Consider the following 17284-nt stretch of genomic DNA (forward strand, 5'->3'; position numbering starts at 1 on the left):
AGTTATGGATTTAGATAACCTGTTTAAAAATACACAAAGCAAAAACGATACAAGCAGTAACCACCAGGATTTGATTATTTCTAAGGACAGTGGATTTATTGAGTCAGTATGTAAGCTTTATGCTATTGAAGACTTTCCAAAACCGTTAGACACTCCGGATCTGGAGCAAAAAGGCGACTGGAGCAGCGCAACCACATCACTTAAGAACGTAATTTTAGATCTGCGCGAGTCTACAAAACTGATAGATGAAGTGGCTGAGGTATCGGCTAAACTGGATATCAGCGTCAAGATCATCGTGGTGAGCAATCAGGATTCAATCCGTATTAAAAACAAAGTGCTCGAACTGGGTGCTAACTATGCACTCTGGGATGAAGAACTAAACGAGCTACTATCCATTATCGTTTCTGCCGCTGAGTCAAATATATCCGGGACCATTAAAACCCGCGAAGCAAAGCGAATATTACTACTGGGAACCAAAGGCGGAATTGGCGTTTCAACGTTAGCTTCCAGTCTGGGACATGCGTTATCAAACGGTGCAAGTTTGCGAACCTTGCTGGTTGACCATGATTCCTATGCAATCAACAGTGATATTTTCCTTGCCATGAAAGGGGTCAAACCAAGGCAGATCAGTGAAGACCTGAATGATAGAGATGTCGATAGTGCAATCGCACACACTTATATCAACAAAGTACAGGAAAAGTTTGATTTTCTGGCTATGGAAAAAGCGCACGAGTGTATTGGTCTTCATACCCGAATGCTAAGCAAACTGTCCGGGGAAATCGCCGGGGAGTACAACTTTATTATTGATGCCGTACCTGTTAACGCCTTTGATGAAATCTGCGCTCATCAGGATTTAAGCACTAAATATCATCGAATCTATGTGATTTGTGATACTTCAGTAGCATCGCTACGCGCCTATAACCAGATTCGTAAAAACCTCAACAAGTCAGAACATAGCGTTATTTTTATTCATAACAGACCAGTCAAAGACTATCTGGTTTCCGTTGATGATGCCAAAGAACGTATGAAACAGAAAAACGCACTCTATATAGGGTACGAAGCCGGACTGGAGAAGCGGCTTATCCAGCAAGGTCAAATCACTATTGAAAAAACAAAATTAAAAAAAGCGCTTGAGGATCTGCTTGCCGAGCTTGTAGGAAAACCTAAAGAGAAAAAATTCCGCTTTTCACTATTTAAGAAATCATGAGCCAATTTAAAAAAACATATATAGACCTGAGAGATGAGATCTTTAATGCAATGGATGCAGCAAGTCTTGTTGAGGTAACAAATGAAGAGCTGGAATCTCAACTTAAAGACTCTGTGAATATCCTGATCAGCAAAAGACAGCTTCAGGTTTCTAACATTCAGAGGCAGGAGCTCGTACAAGCTCTGATGGCAGAGCTAAAGGGCCTGGGACCTCTTCAGACATTAATCGATAACGATAATATCTCGGATATTATGATCAATGGGCCATCTGATATCTTTATTGAAGTTGGGGGGAAAGTTGAAAAATCCCAGATTCAGTTTGTTAATGAAAAACAGCTAAATACCATTGCCAAACGAATTGCGTCTAATGTCGGCAGGCGTATTGATGAGTCTAAACCCTTGTGTGATGCCCGACTGGTAGACGGAAGCCGGGTAAACATTGTTATACCTCCACTGGCCATTGATGGAACTTCAATTTCCATTCGTAAATTTAAGCAGCATAAAATCAAGCTGGAAAATCTGGTTGAATTTGGCGCTATGTCCGTTGAAATGGCAAAGCTGCTTTCCATTGCCAGTTACTGCAAATGCAACATTTTGATTTCCGGAGGTACCGGTTCAGGTAAAACCACCCTTCTGAATGCCCTGTCCGGTTATATCGGAGAATCAGAACGAATCGTAACAATAGAGGACGCAGCAGAATTGCAACTGCAAAAACCACATATCGTCCGCCTTGAAACACGACAGGCAAGTGTAGAAGGTACCGGTGAGATCACCGCTCGCGACCTTGTGATAAACGCGCTGCGTATGCGTCCGGACAGAATCATCGTAGGTGAGTGTCGTGGTGGAGAGGCCTTTGAAATGCTTCAGGCAATGAACACAGGCCACGATGGTTCCATGTCCACACTCCACGCCAACACACCAAGAGACGCTATAGCACGTACAGAGAGTATGGTGATGATGGCAACCGCTACCCTACCTCTGGAGGCAATCAGAAGAACCATTGTCAGCGCTGTAGATCTGATTGTTCAGGTTCGCCGCCTGCACGATGGCAGCCGTAAAGTGATGTTTATTTCCGAAGTAGTAGGGCTTGAAGGAGATAATGTCGTAATGGAAGACATATTCCGCTTTGAAAACTCTGGAGATTTTGAAGATGGCAAAGTAGCCGGAGATTTTCGCTCTCCCGGGTTATCAACCCGTTCAATTGTATACGAACGGGCTAAATTTTTTGGTCTTGATGGCGCTCTGCAGGAGATATTCGCATGATATATATCATATCCCTATGGTTTGCTGTATTCATTGCCTGGTTTATACACAGTTACCAACGTAAAAAACAACTCTCATCACTTATAGAATCAGAAGGTGAGTTTGAAGGTGTTCAGGGGGTTAAAACTGTTATTGACGTTGACCACTTTGAAGCCAGTTTACGGCTTAAAATTAAGTTTTTCTTCAAGCAGTTACACAACCTGCTATCACCCAACATAACGCTAAAGCTCATTGCTTTTTTTGGGATCACCGCCACTGCACTTTATTTTATTAACTCTTTTTTGCTTCATGCAGACTATATGTATTGTCTGATGATATGCGAGCCTGTCCTTTTTTTCGTATTTGTCATCAAACTTCAGCAAAGAAAGGCTCAAAAGTTTCAGAACGATTTTCCGGATGCGCTTAATATTTTGGTTGGAGCTTTGTCTGCCGGGCAAAGTGTTGTTCATGCTTTTGAATACGTAGGAAAAACACTGGACAACGACGTTGGCCAGGAGTTTCGCTATATGGCTGAACGCCTGCTGATTGGAGAAGATGCAGACGATGTTCTGTCCAGAAGTGCCAACTCTTTTCCCTATGTTGAGTATTTTTTCTTTGCTTCAACTATCCGTTTAAATCTAAGCCGGGGCGGACAGCTCAAAGAGGTAATCAGCCGGATTAACCGGATTATGTTTGAAGCCAGAGCCATGGATAAAAAGAAAAACGCTCTGACATCCGAAGCCCGGGCGTCGGCTAAAATTATCGGTTGTCTGCCGCTGTTCTTCTTATTGATTCTGAGATTCAGTGCCCCGGAAAACTACAACTTCGTCATGTTTGAAGACGCTGGAAAACCCCTATTCTACTACGTATTGATTAGCGAACTTATCGGCTTTTTCTGTATCTGGATGATACTAAAGGGGGTTGAATAGCATGAACAACATTAACCACTACCTGTTTATTGTTATTGCCACACTGGTTTCACTGATCATTGCTTACCTGTTTATGAAAGTATTTGACTCGACAAACTCTAAGCTGACTGCCAGCCGGTACATAGGATCGACTGAGAACGAAAAAAAACGAGTTAAGCTGATAAATAAACTACTGGATATGTTTAACTTCAACCAGGAAGAAAGCCGTAAGAAATTAATCTCGGCAGGTATATACAGTGAATTCTTTGCGCGTAGCTACTATTTATTCAAAATTGTACCTTTAGTGGTCTGTGTTGGTATGGCAGTGTTCGGCTATCTGACAAAACTAATCAGTTTTAATACCTTTATCATGGCTGCCGGTATCTCCGTAGTTGTGTTCGTTATTGGCCTGGATGCCTATGTTGCAGCCCGGGGTAAAAAAATAACCCGCCGTGTAAGTGCCCGCCTCCCCTTCTTGTTGGATCTGATGAATGTTTGTGTTCATACCGGAATGACCATTGAAGCCTGCCTTGACCATCTTGCCGGAGAACTGGTTACCGTTGACGAGCACCTTGCCTACAACGTTAAAAAAATCACAGAGCGGGCCAAGCTAGTGGGCATAGAAAAAGCTATTAATGAGTTCTATGAACGAATACCTACCAACGAGGCACAGAGCTTCGTAATGACTCTAACCCAAAGCCTTCAATACGGTTCGTCAATCGGTCCGGTTTTAGCCGGACTGGCTTCAGATATTCGTGAGCTGAACATGATGGAACTCGAAGAGAAAATAGGAAAAATGGGAGCAAAAATGTCTATTCCTATGATTGTTTTTATCATGATCCCGATAGTTATTTTGATTGTTGCTCCCGGTTTTATGAGGATGATGCCAGATGCATAAATTCAAAACACTGTTAATAGCATCACTATTGTTTAGCGGGTGCGCTTCTACCAACCCTGAACTGGAGACCAAAGAAAAACTCCTGATCGCTTCTGACGATAAAAAGCAGCTTATCGAGTTTTATAAGGCTAACCTCGGAGCAGATGAGCAATACGATATCAAACTTGTTGAAACTTATCTGGATATGAAGGATATCAAATCAGCAGAATTATATGCCAGAACCTTTTCTGAGAAAGAAAAACAACAGGCTGACTATATATTCATTGATGTACGCATCGCCTATCAAAAACAGCGCTACCTTGAAGCTGAGTCCAAACTGGAAGCCTACCTTGCTTCCGGAGGAGAGCCATATCAATACAACTTAATGAAAGGCAAGCTTAAAGCACAACAAGGACAATATAAGGAAGCTCTCAGCCTGTTTGAGCAGAGCCGTAAGCTAACCATCGACGATAGCGAAGTCATCAATAACATCGCGGTCGTGAAAATGATGCAACAAAACTACACTGAAGCAATGCAGTTGCTTTATGAGCTTTATCTTCAAAATAAGCAGGACGCCAAAATCCGTGCGAATTTAATTGTGGCCTCTGCTCACGCAAACCGGGCAGATATCGCTCTGGATGCCCTGAAGGAAAAATACAATGAGGAACAGGCTCATGCTCAGCTAAGTATTCTGATGAAGTCGGTTCAAAAAAATACCTATCAGAAAAACAAAACAACATCAGCAAACATTACACCCACAAAGCAACTAGAAAAACCAAACAACAAACACAAAGCGAAAGCGCAACTACCCGATAAAACGCATAGTGAGAAACAAACTGAAATGGCTGTCGTTGATAACAACAAAACTCCACCAAAATTTCTTCGCACAACAAAAAAGGAGCCCGTAGCGAATAAGCATGCGACCACACCCAAAACCGACCCGACAGTTACGGCACAAAATACCAAAAACAACGCCCAAAAAACACTGGTTAAGCCTTCAAAATATAAACGAGCAGTAACATCAACTCTCAACTCTGTTTACAGAATACAAGTTCTGGCTACCTATAAAGCGATTTCTGATGAGTACTTAAGATACTTAAAGACTAACTATGGCGCCGTTTACGCCTACACCCATAACTTATGGAAGAGGTACTGCATCGGTGAGTTCTCAACCATAGAGGAAGCAAAGGCATTCCTGGCCCGTGAAAACATAAAGGGTGCCTTTGTCGTTGATTACACTAAAAATCGGCATATTAAATTATGAAACGTTTCAGTAAAGGCAGCGTCACTGTTGAGGTCGCGATAGGAATACCCGTTTTTATTGTCGTCATCGCTCTTTGGTTTGAGCTATGTGTGATGATGATTGCTATCAATATCGCGGACAACGCACTGGTGTCTGCCGTTTCTTTTAGCAAAAAACAGGGCTCCATTCATGGCGCTAAAGCTGCTGACTATAAAAAATTTGTTGAGCAAACTCTGGAAGAAGCGGCTGGTATTCTTTGGACTGGAGTTATTGATCCGCAAAGCGTCGAGAGCGGAATAACTTACTTTAAGCACTACTCCGATGCTGTAATTTGTTCTCGCTACTCAGTCATTATAGAAAACTGCTCCCAAGCTTCAGACAGTGCAGAAGGTATGGCCATTGCCTTGTATCAAATTACATACACCTATAGGCCCATGTTCGGTTTTGGCATTCCAGAACTGCCTGTAAGAAGAGAACATTTTGCGATACAAGAAAACGAACGTTGCAGATTAAAAAAAGGTAAAGGGAAAGGACACTATTGTGGGTAAACGTAAACAAAAAGGCGTATTCATTATAGAGCTAAGTATTATTCTGGTATTTCTTTCTGCTCTTTGCGCCATGCAAATAAATATAATGATTGCCACATCAAAAAAAGGTCAAATGGAAAGGCTTGCATACTCTTTGGTAGGAATCCTATCTGAGAGAGAAGAGTTTTTCCGGGATAAAGGAAATATGTGTGAATCACCTACTTTTTGTACAATTCTGGCAGACGAGTTATATGATATAGCAATTAAATCAATGGAGCGTATGTCCTCGAGTTTCGATTCCAGTGATTTCGGATTTCAGATTGAAGAATATATCAAGTCCGAACACGAAAATAAATATTCAGTTCGCCGACGAGGAGCAACTTCTGGCTGTAACTTTTATACCATTGATGGTGTGGACACAATTATTCCTCAAACCGCAAAAGGTACAAATTTGCCGATATACCAGGTCTCCCTGTGCTACGCAACACCATTTAACCTAATTGGTATTAGTAATGGTCAGTTTACTCATATCACAGCCTCTGCATTTTCCTATGCGCGTTATTAGGGAGAACAATATGCTAAATAAACAGAAAGGTGTAGCCACAATTATGCTGGCAATACTGCTTCCATTAATGATTATAATCTTCGCTATTGCACTTCGTATTACTCAGCATTCCCAGGCAAATGCGAAAATTAAAGAAGCTGCAGAGGTAGCAAGTCTGGCTTTAATTTCTGAGGCAACAGGTGATAATCAGCCAAACGTTCCTTTAGCCGTAGATATTGTCGACGCATTTGTAAAAGATAATATGGACGAAATCGAAGTGGCGGTTGTACCAACCAATTGCAAAAAAGGCAGCGATTGTCTTAAGGCAAGTGGCGAATTAGGACCATTTATCGATTATGCTGTATCCGCGTCTTCAAAACATAAGTCATGGCTAGCCTATTCTGAGGTGGGGCTAGAGCCAGAGTTCAGGGTAAACGGACTCTCTACCTCAAGAAAGTTTGCCCCACTGCCCATAGATATTTATCTGGTCGTAGATTTTAGTGCATCCATGATGTACCAGTTCTCAGGAGGGGGACGAAGAATGCAGGAGGTTTACCGCACAGTAGAAAAACTAATCGAGGACCTTGAAAAATACAACAACTTTAATAAACACAAAAGCCGAATAGCATTACTTGGGTATAATCAAGTCAATATAAAATATATTAACCGTCAACGAGTCAGAATTGACTATGTTGTTGATAACAACGCAGCTAAGACGGTTAAAAATATGTTTAAAACAAAAATCCCCATTCCTAACTGGACATTAAATAGTTACCAGAGGAAATATGTACCACTCACTTTTCACGATATACCTCTTGGTGACAATTACTCTCAAGTCAAGGCAATACTAGGTTCAGCTTTATATACAACAGGCAGAACCGAGTCATGGCAAGGACTAATAGCTGCAGCACAAGAACTAAATAAGCAAAAGAAATACAACACCAGGCAGGCCATAATAATAATTTCAGATGGAGATGACAGCCCTAGAGAATCTTTTCAGCAGCGAGATAGTTCTACAAATATCTCTTATTTTTTCCCGTCACTTGTAAGTCATGGCTTATGCCGAAAATTGGAAAATATGGCTAAATCTAAGGAAGATAGAGAAGGAAACCCAGTGGAGTATATTATCGGTGTAATAGGCATTGATTATATTGTAGACCGAACCAGAAATGGAATGTACGACTGTGTTGGCGCCGAAAATATTTTTCATGCCAAAGGTAAAGGAGAGGCTTACAAGCATATCCTTAAATTACTAGGCGAAGAAACCGGAAGATTAAGATAAAAAGAGTCAATAATTATGAAAAAAAGTTGGATAATATTTACTTTACTATTTAGCAGCTCAGCATTTGCATCCTGTATTGAGACAGAAAATAGCTATATCACTACCGTATCAATAAAAGATACTTACAAGGTAACTACCCAAAAAAATGGCCGCATTCTGGATGTTGAAAAAGAAGCTGGTAATCCTAAATCAAAAATTTCAGAGGAAAAGGTCATTGAAGGTAACGCAGATTCAGAAGAATGTATTTACGACAGTAAATCCCAGACACTGATACTGAACTACGCAATTAACAAAGACAGACTCACTCCGGCCCATCAACAGGTACTTCAGCAGTACCTTGAAATCCTGGATAAAAGCCTTTCGATTGTTGTAGACGGGCATGCGGATAAAACCGGCAGTCCTAAATACAATCTGGCCCTGTCAAAAAGAAGAGCCTCAAATGCTGCAAGCTACTTAAGAGACACCCTGGGTCAGGGCAAACGTATTATTGAGCGCGGTTTTGGTGAATCCTCACCTGTCTGCTCATCAACAGAAAACGGTAAATCCGGGTGTAACCGCAGGGTTGTATTGACCGTTGAAGCGTCAGAAGGAATTAATAAAAAATAGTCAAACCAGCATTAACTAATACAACTAAGCCCCTGACAGCTTATGCCATCAGGGGCTTATGGTTTAACAGAATGAATGTACCCGCTAGGTCAAATTACATTTTCAGCAGATAGTTCACCAAATCAATATACTCACCAATCGTATTAATACTGCCAGCATCAACAACATACTTGTTGTTTACAACCACGCCCGGAACACCTGTCAGCTCACTATTGTTAAACTGCTTGTCAAAGCGCTTTTGCATTGAATCAACTGCAAAACCATTGAATGCCGCATCAAACTTCTTAGGGTCCGTGCCGTTATCAATAAAGATTTGGCGCAGCTCTTCCACATTTTTTGGATCCTGGCGAAGATCCTGAACCTGTCTGAACATCGCAGGAATCATTTTCTTTTCATTCTTTAAAACCACCATGGTTGCGTAAGCTTTAGCCATAGGAACGGCCATTTTGCTTCCCATAAAAGCTACGTGAACTTTCTGGAATCTGGCGTTTTCAGGAATATTTTCTTTAAGCTGAGCAATCACACCTTCAAACTTATAACAGTGACCACAATAGAAAGAAAAGAATTCAGTAACCAGCGGCTGCTTTGATGCTTCCAGGTCCAGCACCTTGTAATGTTTGCCCTCTGTAAATTGCGCTGCATTTGCCGCAAAGCTCAGAACAAGGGCTGAAAATAGGGTAAATAATTTTTTCATTAGAAAATCTCTTTTTAAAACTGATAATTTTTGTTTTTGTACTAACAAGCTGCAGAACGAGCTGTCCCGCCTGCTAACGCTGAATGTTTGGAGGAAGTGTTATACCAATCCCAGCAATCACTGAACAGCTAATTACTGGTATTGGTATTAACTAATCGGAGGTCGGTAAATAGAGCTGGAAACCAGGCGTGGCTTAGCCACAGGCTCATCGTCAATTAACGCAAGAGAATGCACCCTGACAATGCTATGCTCTGCATGCATAGTTGCCGGGAAAGTGAGAATATTGGAAAAAGCCGGGCAACAGGTGTGTGCCGCTTTTGTATCGTGTTTAGCGGCGTCAATCACCGCTTTAACTATCTGCTGATTTTGAGCGAGAATTCTGGATTCATCATAATGCTGACAATCCAGCGCAGGGGCCTGCATTTTCAGCATAGACTCAGTACCCTTGCTATGATTGGCACTCACCAGCTTGCCGGTTGATATCACACCCAGCATTGATGTTGTCAATACAAGAAGCAGCGCACTGCAAATCCAAACTGTCCGTTGAAATACAGACATCCATTCCCATCCAGATAAAACTTTCGCTAAATCATACCCGATGTTTACTGCATACTGTCAACCTAAATTTTGATAACTGTCGGAAGTATTTAACGGTTTTCAGAAAAGAACTTCGACATATTACGAAATTCGGTTGGCGAAATATCCGTATGCCTTCTGAAAAACTTAGCCAGGTTGGTCGGCTCATTAAAACCCAGGCCGATAGCAATTTCAGAAATAGGCATATTGGTGTAGCCAAGCTGACGCTTTGCTTCAAGTATGATCCGCGAATCGATAATCTGTTTTGCAGGAACACCTTTAATTTTCTTACAAACACTATTCAGCCTTTTCGCTGATGTACGCAGCTCTTCAATATATTCGCTCACGTTGTGTCTTTGAGAGAAGTAGTGCTCCACTGCATCATTAAACATCTGAAAATCTTCCAGATCTTTACTTCGCGATATCTGCTGCCTGCTGTAATTAGTGCGGAAGAAAATTTTATACAGAATATTCTGCAGCAGGTTTCTCTGAATCTGTCCAGAAACCATATCATCAGAACCCATGTAGTCATCATAAAGCATGTTAAATTCACGGCCGATCAAATCCAGAACCTCAGTCATAACATCAACACTTCGGATCGCTTTGGTTATCGCATAGTTGGCATCAAGGCGATCGATCGGGAAAATCTCAGAATCCTGAAAACTAACGATATACCCCTGCCACTGAAACTTAGATTCAAAGTAATGAACCTGATGCGGACTAAGAACAAACAGAGTCCCGGGACGGCAGTGATACATTTTATTATCGATATAATGATATCCATGCCCTTCAGTGATTAAGATAAGCGCATAGAATTCAACCCCGTGAGGAACCGTCAGCTCATCATCTCCCCTCTCCCTTCTCAAATCATCCACTTTATACATGGTGATACCAAGGGTATAGGTCTCGTTATCAAAGGGAACGGAGTTAATCATAGTCAGTACCTGCTCTGCCTTACATCATGAAAAGTCGTTGATTAATAGAATAATCATTAACCAAATGGGTTAAAGATACATTTAGCCTATACATGGATACATTCCATTCTTACGCTAAAAAGTTTGACTTCAGTCAATATATTTCACCCCTTTACAAAACATTAACCAATCCCCCAAAATAACAATAACTTATAAGTCAAATCACAGAACATTTCCATGCTCAAAGGTAAAAAAACACCCTTCTCATAAATTAATACCCACACAAAAAGTACCACTAATCATTCACTTAGTTAGACTTAAACGGCCACTCAATAACTTCTGGATAAAAAAACCTGCCTGGAAAAGGCAGGTTTTGAACAAAATACTATTTCATGGCTGACGATTAGCTTTTGGCTGTTGCTTCCTTTAGCTGACTTGCCGTACCTTCTGCCTGCTTTTCTTTATCACTAAGCATAAACAGAACTTTGAACAGGATCGCTCCGCCAATAATCATGGCCGTTCCGACAAAGCCAAGGAAATACCATCCGGCATTACCCTCATTCTCACCGTGTAGCGTAAAGGCACCAGCAATAGTAAGAATAAGCGAGAACCACCAACCCATTACCGCTACCCATTTCCACCAGTTCATGCGCAGGCCGTAATCTTCTGCCCACAACTTAGCTGACTGGTAAATAAACATCTGAGCCGCGCCCAGAACCATCCAAAAAATCGGATCTAAAACCGTTGATTGTGGAAACATATCAGAAAGCCTCCCAGTTGCCGTCGTATTCCCAGTCTTTATTAATGCCTTTGAAGAACTCTTCTGAACGCAACCACTCTGGTGGTTGGTGATAGTTCGCCAATCGGCCGCCGTTATGTGGTGCAGCGTAAGCTTCTGCATCCGGGTAGTAGAAGAAGTTGTGCTGCATCGCCAGCAGTGCCTTACGCGTCATACCGGTATGGTCACGTGGATCGGCTTCTTTAACCAATGCGTGAATCCAGTTGTTACGACGGGTATATGGACATACAGAGATACAAACACGGCAACCCTGCTGACCATCAGAAGGCAGCGACTGCCAGAAGCGGAAACAGCTGTCCTGATTAAATTCGAAGATCTTATAACCGCGCTGAACAAAGTCTGGTTCATCAGCCATACTGATAGAACCACTCGGACAGGTCGTCGCACAGATCTTACATTCATTACAAAAATCACGGACACCGATATCGATAGGCTTGTCGTATTCAAACTCAAGGTCTGTAACCACACAGGCAAGACGAACGTTCGGACCGACTTCCGGTGTGATCAGGCTACCATTACGTGAAGACTCGCCAAGACCTGCTTTTACCGCCAGCGGTGGCAGTGTCATTTCATAGTCACCACCCGGCACCATTGCACGGCCAGCCCAGCCTAAACGGTTCAGGAAGACTTCCAGCTTACCCGCACCAAAACGAACCAGACTATACGCCTCGTAAGAAGTACCGTAACCAGGTGCAGCATACATACCGTCCCAGCTCATTGGAACGCCAAGAACGATAACCGATTTCCAGTGTTTAGGGATTTCATCACCCCAGTTTTCACCGCCACCCGGCATACCACGCATAATGTTTTTAAAGACAAAGTCAGGATCAACAGGAGTAATACCTACGAAGCTCATGCCCATCTGATGAGCGACTTTCTTAATAAGTTTGCTGGCGTGTGCAGGAGACTTGAATTCGCGCTTCTTAACTTTTGGACGCTTTGAGTTGTCAATCTGATCAGAAGTGTCTTCATCTTTTGACTCAGCACTAAAATTTGGTCCGCCTTCAGCATCTTCAAGCTTACCGTACATATCATCATAGATACTCTTATAGTCCGCTACAGAAGGGTCACCCTTAGGTGGCAAAGGCCAGTTAACAGGCACGCCGTTCTCGCCATACATAGAGGCGTGGTTTGCATGGTCATAAGCGTGAGAAATAACAAAACGGTCGATATATTTCTGCTGCATTTTGCCGGAAATAGCACGCTGCTTAAAGGCTTCCATCATCTCAGGCCAGCGCTCCGGAAATCTTGAATAGTAATCCACTACCCGCTTATCAGGACAACTTTCCCAGCCACCGGAAGGATCCCAGCCGCCCTGAATAGCCTTACCAATCATGCCCATTCGCCAGAATATAAAATCCTGTCTGTCCGGGCGCTCAGTTTCTCCCACTTTAATCAGCGTAGGAGCCCAGTCAACACGGAACGGTTCACGGTCAAAGAACATGTCTTTACCTTCGGCGGTTCTGCCCCAACCTGTGTTCTGATCCGGTTCACGACCTAATACGAAGCCTGTCGCGGCACCCACACCAACAGTTGCCGCTGCTGCTGTTGCGCCCCCCATTTTCAGAAAATTACGGCGGCTCTCATTCGGAGCCTGATCTTCTTTTTTCATTTTATTGCTTCCTTAAATTTCGGCTGATTCCGCAAATCAACCAATAACAATTGCCAGTCTTTTTCTTAATTCAGCGTATTCCTGCTGATATTTAATTCTTAGCTGAGGTGCATTTTCTAATAATTTTATGTACGCAATTTCAGCCTCAGCCCAACGCTTTGCTGAGAAAAGAATATTGAATCGCATTTCCAGCGATTCTGTATCGAAAGGTTCAAGAGAGAGAAACTCATCTACGTCAACCAGAGCTTCATTCCAGTTTTTAAGTTTGATATTTGAACGACCACGAATATAACGAAGGTCAACAGCCGTAGGTTTAGCGATTAAATAACGTGATACAAGTTCAATCGCCCTTTCATAATTTTCAAGCTCATAACTCACAACGGCTTCAAGCTCATCCAACTCCAGAGCATCTTCACCAAATTTCTCACGGGCTTTATTTATATACTCAGCGCTGTCAGAGAAGTTTTTCATTGCATTAAAACAAGCAATAATTGTTAAATAGCCACCAATATTGGCACTATTTTTTCCAATGACTTTGTTTGCAAATTCAATTGCCTCTTCAAATTTTTCCAGCTGATAATACAAATAAGCCAGATTCAGCAGAGCACCGGTATGGTTTTCGTCTTTTTCCAGGCACTCTCTGTAGAACTTATCTGCGTTCTTCGCTTCTCCGTTAATACTTGCGTGAAAACCAAGATGAAACAGGGGTTCCGGAGATTCTGGTTCTTTTTCCAGTGCGGTAATAAAGCAATATTTTGACTGGTCAAAAATGCCAATTTGCATCAGGGCGCGGCCAAAGTTAATAAAATAGTCCGCATTTGCCTCCATATCGATTGGCTGCAAAATAGTCAGCGCCAGTTCTGGCTGCTGATTGCGAAGGAGAATTTCACTGGCAACAACCTTCATTTCATTGGTCAGACTGTTTCTGGCGCTATTAATATAAAAACTGGTGACTCGCTTTTGGGCTTCCTGAATTAACTGGCTTTCGTTGTTATTCAGTGTTGAAATCATAAACTGTACTTCATTTTTTAATGAGTGCAGGGTTTCATCGTATTTCTTCAACCAGTCTTCTTTGGTAGCGGAAATATCAAGAAGAAGAAATAATTCTTCAACCCATTGGATATTTTCAATGCTCATAGCCTTCTTAGCCCTAAAGTATTATTTGAGGCTAGATTAGCGATTTGGGCTCAGGGCTAAAGGTAGATTTAGAGAGGGAATGGATATAAATATGCCGTTTAGATTATTTTTGACCAGCATCAATCTTCCACGGATACATAGCCAACTCTGACCGATATAAACATTCCTGCGCAATTTACAGCTTGTCTTTTTAAATACTAAAGCAAAAGTTGGACTCTCAAATCCAATGTTCAACATCTACCATTAAAAGTACCATTCTCACCTTTATACTCAGCGGCATAGATCTACCATAGGGCAACAGGTTACTTATTCACTGAGGAGAGCCAGGGTGAAAATAGCAATAACGGCCGCAAGCGGACAGCTGGGTGCGGCCATCGTAAAAGCAACAGCAGCAGTCGTATCTAAAGAAAATGTTATCGGTCTTGCCCGTACACCGGAGAAAGCACAGCATCTGGGTGTTGAAGTCCGTCCGGGAGACTACAACAATCCGGAGCAACTGGAACAGTCTCTGCAATCGGTAGACACTCTTCTTCTTGTATCCGGCATGGACGCACCTGAAAAACGCATCGGTCAGCACCGTAACGTCATCAACGCAGCAAAAAAAGCAGGTGTTAAAAAGATCGTTTACACCAGTGTTCAGGGCGCAGAAAAAGACACGGCTTTCTCGCCAGTAATCCAAAGTAACCGCCAGACGGAGCAGGATGTACGTGAAAGCGGGCTGGACTGGGTTATCGGCCGCAACGGTATCTACATTGAACCGGATGTGGAGTACATCGAAAGCTACAAAAAAGCCGGTGGTATTTTTAACTGTGCCGGTGATGGCAAGTGTGGCTACACAAGCCGTGATGAGTTGGGTTATGCCTACGCGCGAATGCTGACCGAAGAGAAGCATAACGGCAACACATATAACCTGAACGGTGAAGCGCTTACTCAGTATCAGCTTGCTGACTATATGAACAGCGCATTTGACACAGAGCTGGCTTATACACCGATGACAGTGGAGGAATACCGTCAGGAGCGTACTGAAGAGCTGGGCGAATTTCTGGGTACAATCATTGCCGGTATTTATCAGGGTATCTTAAACGGTAAAGCAGACAATCCAAGTCACTTTGAACAAGCTGCCGGCCGGCCTCACCTTAGCTGGAGCGAATACTTCACAAGACTGAAAACGGACGCTTAAACTTGATATAAAAAAATCCCCGCTCTGCTTACATTAGCAACAGCGGGGATTTTTTATCTTTAATTAAAGAGCCTTAGCCACCTTATCTGCCATCGCTTCTGACAGCCATGGTTTCCAGGTTTGCGGATAGCTTTCGAAGAAGTGATACATCGCCTCTTCCGCATCAGCCTGATTCTCTTCCATCCACGCCAGCAGCTGACTCATCTGGTCATTAGTAAAGCCGCGTTTTCCAAGGTATTTATAAGCTTCCGGTGCCCTTTGAGCAAAATTCTCTGTCGTAATGGTATGAACCGGAGACGGCGGATACATGGTCACTTTTGGTGATGCACATTCCGGCTGAGTGGTACAGTTTCTGTATTCAGAAAGATCCGTACCGCTGCCAAAATCCACTTTTACCATTTCATATTTGCCAAGAACCGGAGTCGGAGACCAGTAATAACCAAACCATGCCTTTTCACGCTCGTAAGCCTTTGCGAGAGCTCCGGCCAATGCCGCACCTGAACCCGGATCAACCATCTCAAATCCGTGCTTATCCAGTTCCATGGCATCAAACAGGTGACCTGCAGTTATCTGGCATGTCCATCCCGCCGGACAACCATAAAAAGCCGCCACGTCATCATCTTCAGGATGTTCAAACAGGTTTGCATGCTTAATCACGCCTTCAATTGTCGCCATTTCCGGATACTGCTTAACCAGATAAGACGGCACCCAGAAGCCTTCTTCACCACCGTTTACCAGTGATTTGCCTGCATAGCGCAGCCGCTTTTCGGCAACGCCTCTGTCCAACGCTTCTTTCACGCTGTTGGTCCATAGCTCCGGGGCAATGTCCGGCTGCCCTTTTTCAATCATAGAAGTACCGGTTGGCACGCTATCCCCCGGGATAAGTTCAGCATTACACTGATAGGCATGTGTAAGAATAAACTGATCGATATGAGCAATAAGACTGGCTGAGTTCCAGTTCATATCAGCAATGGTAACGTCACCGCACTCATTAGCGCTGACCTGAGTTGAAATAGCAGACAGCAGCATAACTGCAGGGATAGAAGGCTTCATTGAGCTTAATTCCTTTTATTTCTTGGCATCAAACTACAAAGTATAGACACCTGCGGTGAACATAGTAGGTCAATATTGGTGTTTTGATGGTAGATGTCTAACCTATACGGCAATTAAGACAAGATAACAAAGAACCTCAGAGATCTGCTGCACCGCGCCAAGCGCATCTCCGGTGTATCCACCCACTTGTTTAACCATCCAGCGGCCAAACCAGATCCGGGCCAAAAACAGTGTTGCGATAAGTACAACGGCACTTTTAAAAGTAGGAATCAATAGTAGAACCAAAGCAGCGACAGTGGCTAAAGTAACAAAATCTTTCTTACTGCTTGGGCTTTTTGCGACTTTCAGCTTGGACAATTCCGTCTGGCGCACATATCCATGGGTATAAATAAAACTGACAGCAAGCGAGCGGCTAAGCACATGGGCAATAATCAGTGATAGCGGGATCTGTTCCAGAGAGATTAGCGTAGTGTATTTCAGCAACAAGATAAGAACCATGCCCAGCAAGGCATAGGCACCTATTCTGGAGTCTTTCATGATCTCCAGTTTACGCTCTGGCGTAAAGCCACCACCAAAACCATCACAGGTATCGGCGAAGCCATCTTCATGAAAAGCGCCTGTCGCATAAATGCTAAACGCCATTGAAATAACGACCGAAACTTCAACTGGCCATATCAGGTTAGCAACCGAAAAAACCAGTGCGGTCAACACACCAATAACAAGGCCCACAAGGCCACAATACTTATAGGATTCGTTTTTCCGGTCTTCACTGTATGGCACATTCGCAGAAACCGGAATGCGGGTGAAAATCGAAACAGACAGCAGGAAAATCTGCCATTCTCTTGTTAGTTTTTCTTTCATGTTCTCATTATTCGCTTTCACGA

General features: G+C 42.9%; 18 protein-coding genes. 10 read left to right on the top strand and 8 right to left on the bottom strand.

What is annotated here, in order from left to right:
- Nucleotides 1–4: 4 nt before the first annotated feature.
- From L3Q72_RS16990 to L3Q72_RS17030, 9 genes are read left to right on the top strand one after another with little or no spacing between them, the layout of a single operon-like run.
- Nucleotides 5–1207 (top strand): ArsA-related P-loop ATPase, encoded by a 1203-nt coding sequence (locus tag L3Q72_RS16990; protein WP_275133350.1) that lies wholly within the window; start codon nt 5–7, stop codon nt 1205–1207.
- Nucleotides 1204–2469, top strand: a complete 1266-nt coding sequence (locus L3Q72_RS16995; protein WP_275133351.1) for a CpaF family protein — start codon at nt 1204–1206, stop codon at nt 2467–2469. The genes L3Q72_RS16990 and L3Q72_RS16995 overlap by 4 nt, the downstream gene beginning before the upstream one ends.
- The gene (locus L3Q72_RS17000; RefSeq protein WP_275133352.1) at nt 2466–3377 is read left to right on the top strand and encodes a type II secretion system F family protein; all 912 of its coding nucleotides are present in this window, start codon (nt 2466–2468) and stop codon (nt 3375–3377) included. Before L3Q72_RS16995 ends, L3Q72_RS17000 begins: the two co-directional genes overlap by 4 nt.
- Nucleotide 3378: 1 nt before the next feature.
- The gene (locus tag L3Q72_RS17005) at nt 3379–4254 is read left to right on the top strand and encodes a type II secretion system F family protein (protein ID WP_275133353.1); all 876 of its coding nucleotides are present in this window, start codon (nt 3379–3381) and stop codon (nt 4252–4254) included.
- Nucleotides 4247–5497, top strand: coding sequence for a tetratricopeptide repeat protein (locus L3Q72_RS17010; RefSeq protein ID WP_275133354.1), 1251 nt, complete (start codon nt 4247–4249; stop codon nt 5495–5497). Before L3Q72_RS17005 ends, L3Q72_RS17010 begins: the two co-directional genes overlap by 8 nt.
- Nucleotides 5494–6024 carry a TadE family protein gene (locus tag L3Q72_RS17015; RefSeq protein WP_275133355.1) on the top strand — a complete coding sequence of 177 codons (531 nt, stop codon included), beginning with the start codon at nt 5494–5496 and terminating at the stop codon, nt 6022–6024. The genes L3Q72_RS17010 and L3Q72_RS17015 overlap by 4 nt, the downstream gene beginning before the upstream one ends.
- Nucleotides 6017–6568, top strand: a complete 552-nt coding sequence (gene tadF, locus L3Q72_RS17020) for a tight adherence pilus pseudopilin TadF (RefSeq protein WP_275133356.1) — start codon at nt 6017–6019, stop codon at nt 6566–6568. The genes L3Q72_RS17015 and tadF overlap by 8 nt, the downstream gene beginning before the upstream one ends.
- A gap of 10 nt (nt 6569–6578) precedes the next feature.
- Nucleotides 6579–7829: a VWA domain-containing protein gene (locus L3Q72_RS17025; RefSeq protein ID WP_275133357.1), complete on the top strand. Its 1251-nt coding sequence runs from the start codon at nt 6579–6581 to the stop codon at nt 7827–7829.
- Between the two features lie 15 nt (nt 7830–7844).
- Nucleotides 7845–8435, top strand: a complete 591-nt coding sequence (locus L3Q72_RS17030; protein WP_275133358.1) for an OmpA family protein — start codon at nt 7845–7847, stop codon at nt 8433–8435.
- Between the two features lie 94 nt (nt 8436–8529).
- Here the strand turns inward: L3Q72_RS17030 and L3Q72_RS17035 are convergent, their stop codons facing one another.
- From L3Q72_RS17035 to L3Q72_RS17060, 6 genes are all read right to left on the bottom strand, one after another.
- A complete protein-coding gene (locus L3Q72_RS17035) occupies nt 8530–9129 on the bottom strand; it encodes a thiol:disulfide interchange protein DsbA/DsbL (protein WP_275133359.1) in 600 nt (199 codons plus the stop codon).
- Between the two features lie 147 nt (nt 9130–9276).
- Nucleotides 9277–9687, bottom strand: coding sequence for a hypothetical protein (locus tag L3Q72_RS17040; RefSeq protein ID WP_275133360.1), 411 nt, complete (start codon nt 9685–9687; stop codon nt 9277–9279).
- A gap of 89 nt (nt 9688–9776) precedes the next feature.
- The gene (locus tag L3Q72_RS17045) at nt 9777–10640 is read right to left on the bottom strand and encodes an AraC family transcriptional regulator (RefSeq protein ID WP_275133361.1); all 864 of its coding nucleotides are present in this window, start codon (nt 10638–10640) and stop codon (nt 9777–9779) included.
- 382 nt (nt 10641–11022) lie between these two features.
- Nucleotides 11023–11379 carry a hypothetical protein gene (locus tag L3Q72_RS17050; protein ID WP_275133362.1) on the bottom strand — a complete coding sequence of 119 codons (357 nt, stop codon included), beginning with the start codon at nt 11377–11379 and terminating at the stop codon, nt 11023–11025.
- Nucleotide 11380: 1 nt separating this feature from the next.
- Nucleotides 11381–13030 carry a 4Fe-4S dicluster domain-containing protein gene (locus L3Q72_RS17055; RefSeq protein WP_275133363.1) on the bottom strand — a complete coding sequence of 550 codons (1650 nt, stop codon included), beginning with the start codon at nt 13028–13030 and terminating at the stop codon, nt 11381–11383.
- A 36-nt stretch (nt 13031–13066) separates the two neighbouring features.
- Nucleotides 13067–14167, bottom strand: coding sequence for a tetratricopeptide repeat protein (locus L3Q72_RS17060; protein ID WP_275133364.1), 1101 nt, complete (start codon nt 14165–14167; stop codon nt 13067–13069).
- Nucleotides 14168–14495: 328 nt separating this feature from the next.
- On the opposite strand from L3Q72_RS17060, the gene L3Q72_RS17065 reads away from it, so the two are divergent.
- On the top strand, nt 14496–15347 hold the full coding sequence (locus L3Q72_RS17065; protein WP_275133365.1) for an SDR family oxidoreductase: 852 nt from the start codon (nt 14496–14498) through the stop codon (nt 15345–15347).
- A 63-nt stretch (nt 15348–15410) separates the two neighbouring features.
- On the opposite strand, the gene L3Q72_RS17070 is transcribed toward L3Q72_RS17065, so the two are convergent.
- Together L3Q72_RS17070 and L3Q72_RS17075 are read right to left on the bottom strand one after the other, a co-directional pair.
- Nucleotides 15411–16400 (bottom strand): glycine betaine ABC transporter substrate-binding protein, encoded by a 990-nt coding sequence (locus L3Q72_RS17070; RefSeq protein WP_275133366.1) that lies wholly within the window; start codon nt 16398–16400, stop codon nt 15411–15413.
- Nucleotides 16401–16502: 102 nt separating this feature from the next.
- On the bottom strand, nt 16503–17282 hold the full coding sequence (locus L3Q72_RS17075; RefSeq protein WP_275133367.1) for an adenosylcobinamide-GDP ribazoletransferase: 780 nt from the start codon (nt 17280–17282) through the stop codon (nt 16503–16505).
- Nucleotides 17283–17284 lie beyond the last annotated feature (2 nt).

The sequence above is a fragment of the Vibrio sp. JC009 genome, assembly GCF_029016485.1.
Taxonomy (GTDB): Bacteria; Pseudomonadota; Gammaproteobacteria; order Enterobacterales; family Vibrionaceae; genus Vibrio.

Bases quoted from the DNA above. Each gene is read 5' to 3' on its own strand.
- L3Q72_RS16995 (WP_275133351.1), top strand. From the start codon at position 1,204: ATGAGCCAATTTAAAAAAACATATATAGACCTGAGAGATGAGATCTTT.
- L3Q72_RS17055 (WP_275133363.1), bottom strand. From the start codon at position 13,030: ATGAAAAAAGAAGATCAGGCTCCGAATGAGAGCCGCCGTAATTTTCTG.
- L3Q72_RS17000 (WP_275133352.1), top strand. From the start codon at position 2,466: ATGATATATATCATATCCCTATGGTTTGCTGTATTCATTGCCTGGTTT.
- L3Q72_RS17070 (WP_275133366.1), bottom strand. From the start codon at position 16,400: ATGAAGCCTTCTATCCCTGCAGTTATGCTGCTGTCTGCTATTTCAACT.
- L3Q72_RS17025 (WP_275133357.1), top strand. From the start codon at position 6,579: ATGCTAAATAAACAGAAAGGTGTAGCCACAATTATGCTGGCAATACTG.
- L3Q72_RS17035 (WP_275133359.1), bottom strand. From the start codon at position 9,129: ATGAAAAAATTATTTACCCTATTTTCAGCCCTTGTTCTGAGCTTTGCG.
- L3Q72_RS17010 (WP_275133354.1), top strand. From the start codon at position 4,247: ATGCATAAATTCAAAACACTGTTAATAGCATCACTATTGTTTAGCGGG.
- L3Q72_RS17005 (WP_275133353.1), top strand. From the start codon at position 3,379: ATGAACAACATTAACCACTACCTGTTTATTGTTATTGCCACACTGGTT.
- L3Q72_RS17030 (WP_275133358.1), top strand. From the start codon at position 7,845: ATGAAAAAAAGTTGGATAATATTTACTTTACTATTTAGCAGCTCAGCA.
- L3Q72_RS17015 (WP_275133355.1), top strand. From the start codon at position 5,494: ATGAAACGTTTCAGTAAAGGCAGCGTCACTGTTGAGGTCGCGATAGGA.
- L3Q72_RS17040 (WP_275133360.1), bottom strand. From the start codon at position 9,687: ATGTCTGTATTTCAACGGACAGTTTGGATTTGCAGTGCGCTGCTTCTT.
- L3Q72_RS17050 (WP_275133362.1), bottom strand. From the start codon at position 11,379: ATGTTTCCACAATCAACGGTTTTAGATCCGATTTTTTGGATGGTTCTG.
- L3Q72_RS16990 (WP_275133350.1), top strand. From the start codon at position 5: ATGGATTTAGATAACCTGTTTAAAAATACACAAAGCAAAAACGATACA.
- L3Q72_RS17060 (WP_275133364.1), bottom strand. From the start codon at position 14,167: ATGAGCATTGAAAATATCCAATGGGTTGAAGAATTATTTCTTCTTCTT.
- L3Q72_RS17045 (WP_275133361.1), bottom strand. From the start codon at position 10,640: ATGATTAACTCCGTTCCCTTTGATAACGAGACCTATACCCTTGGTATC.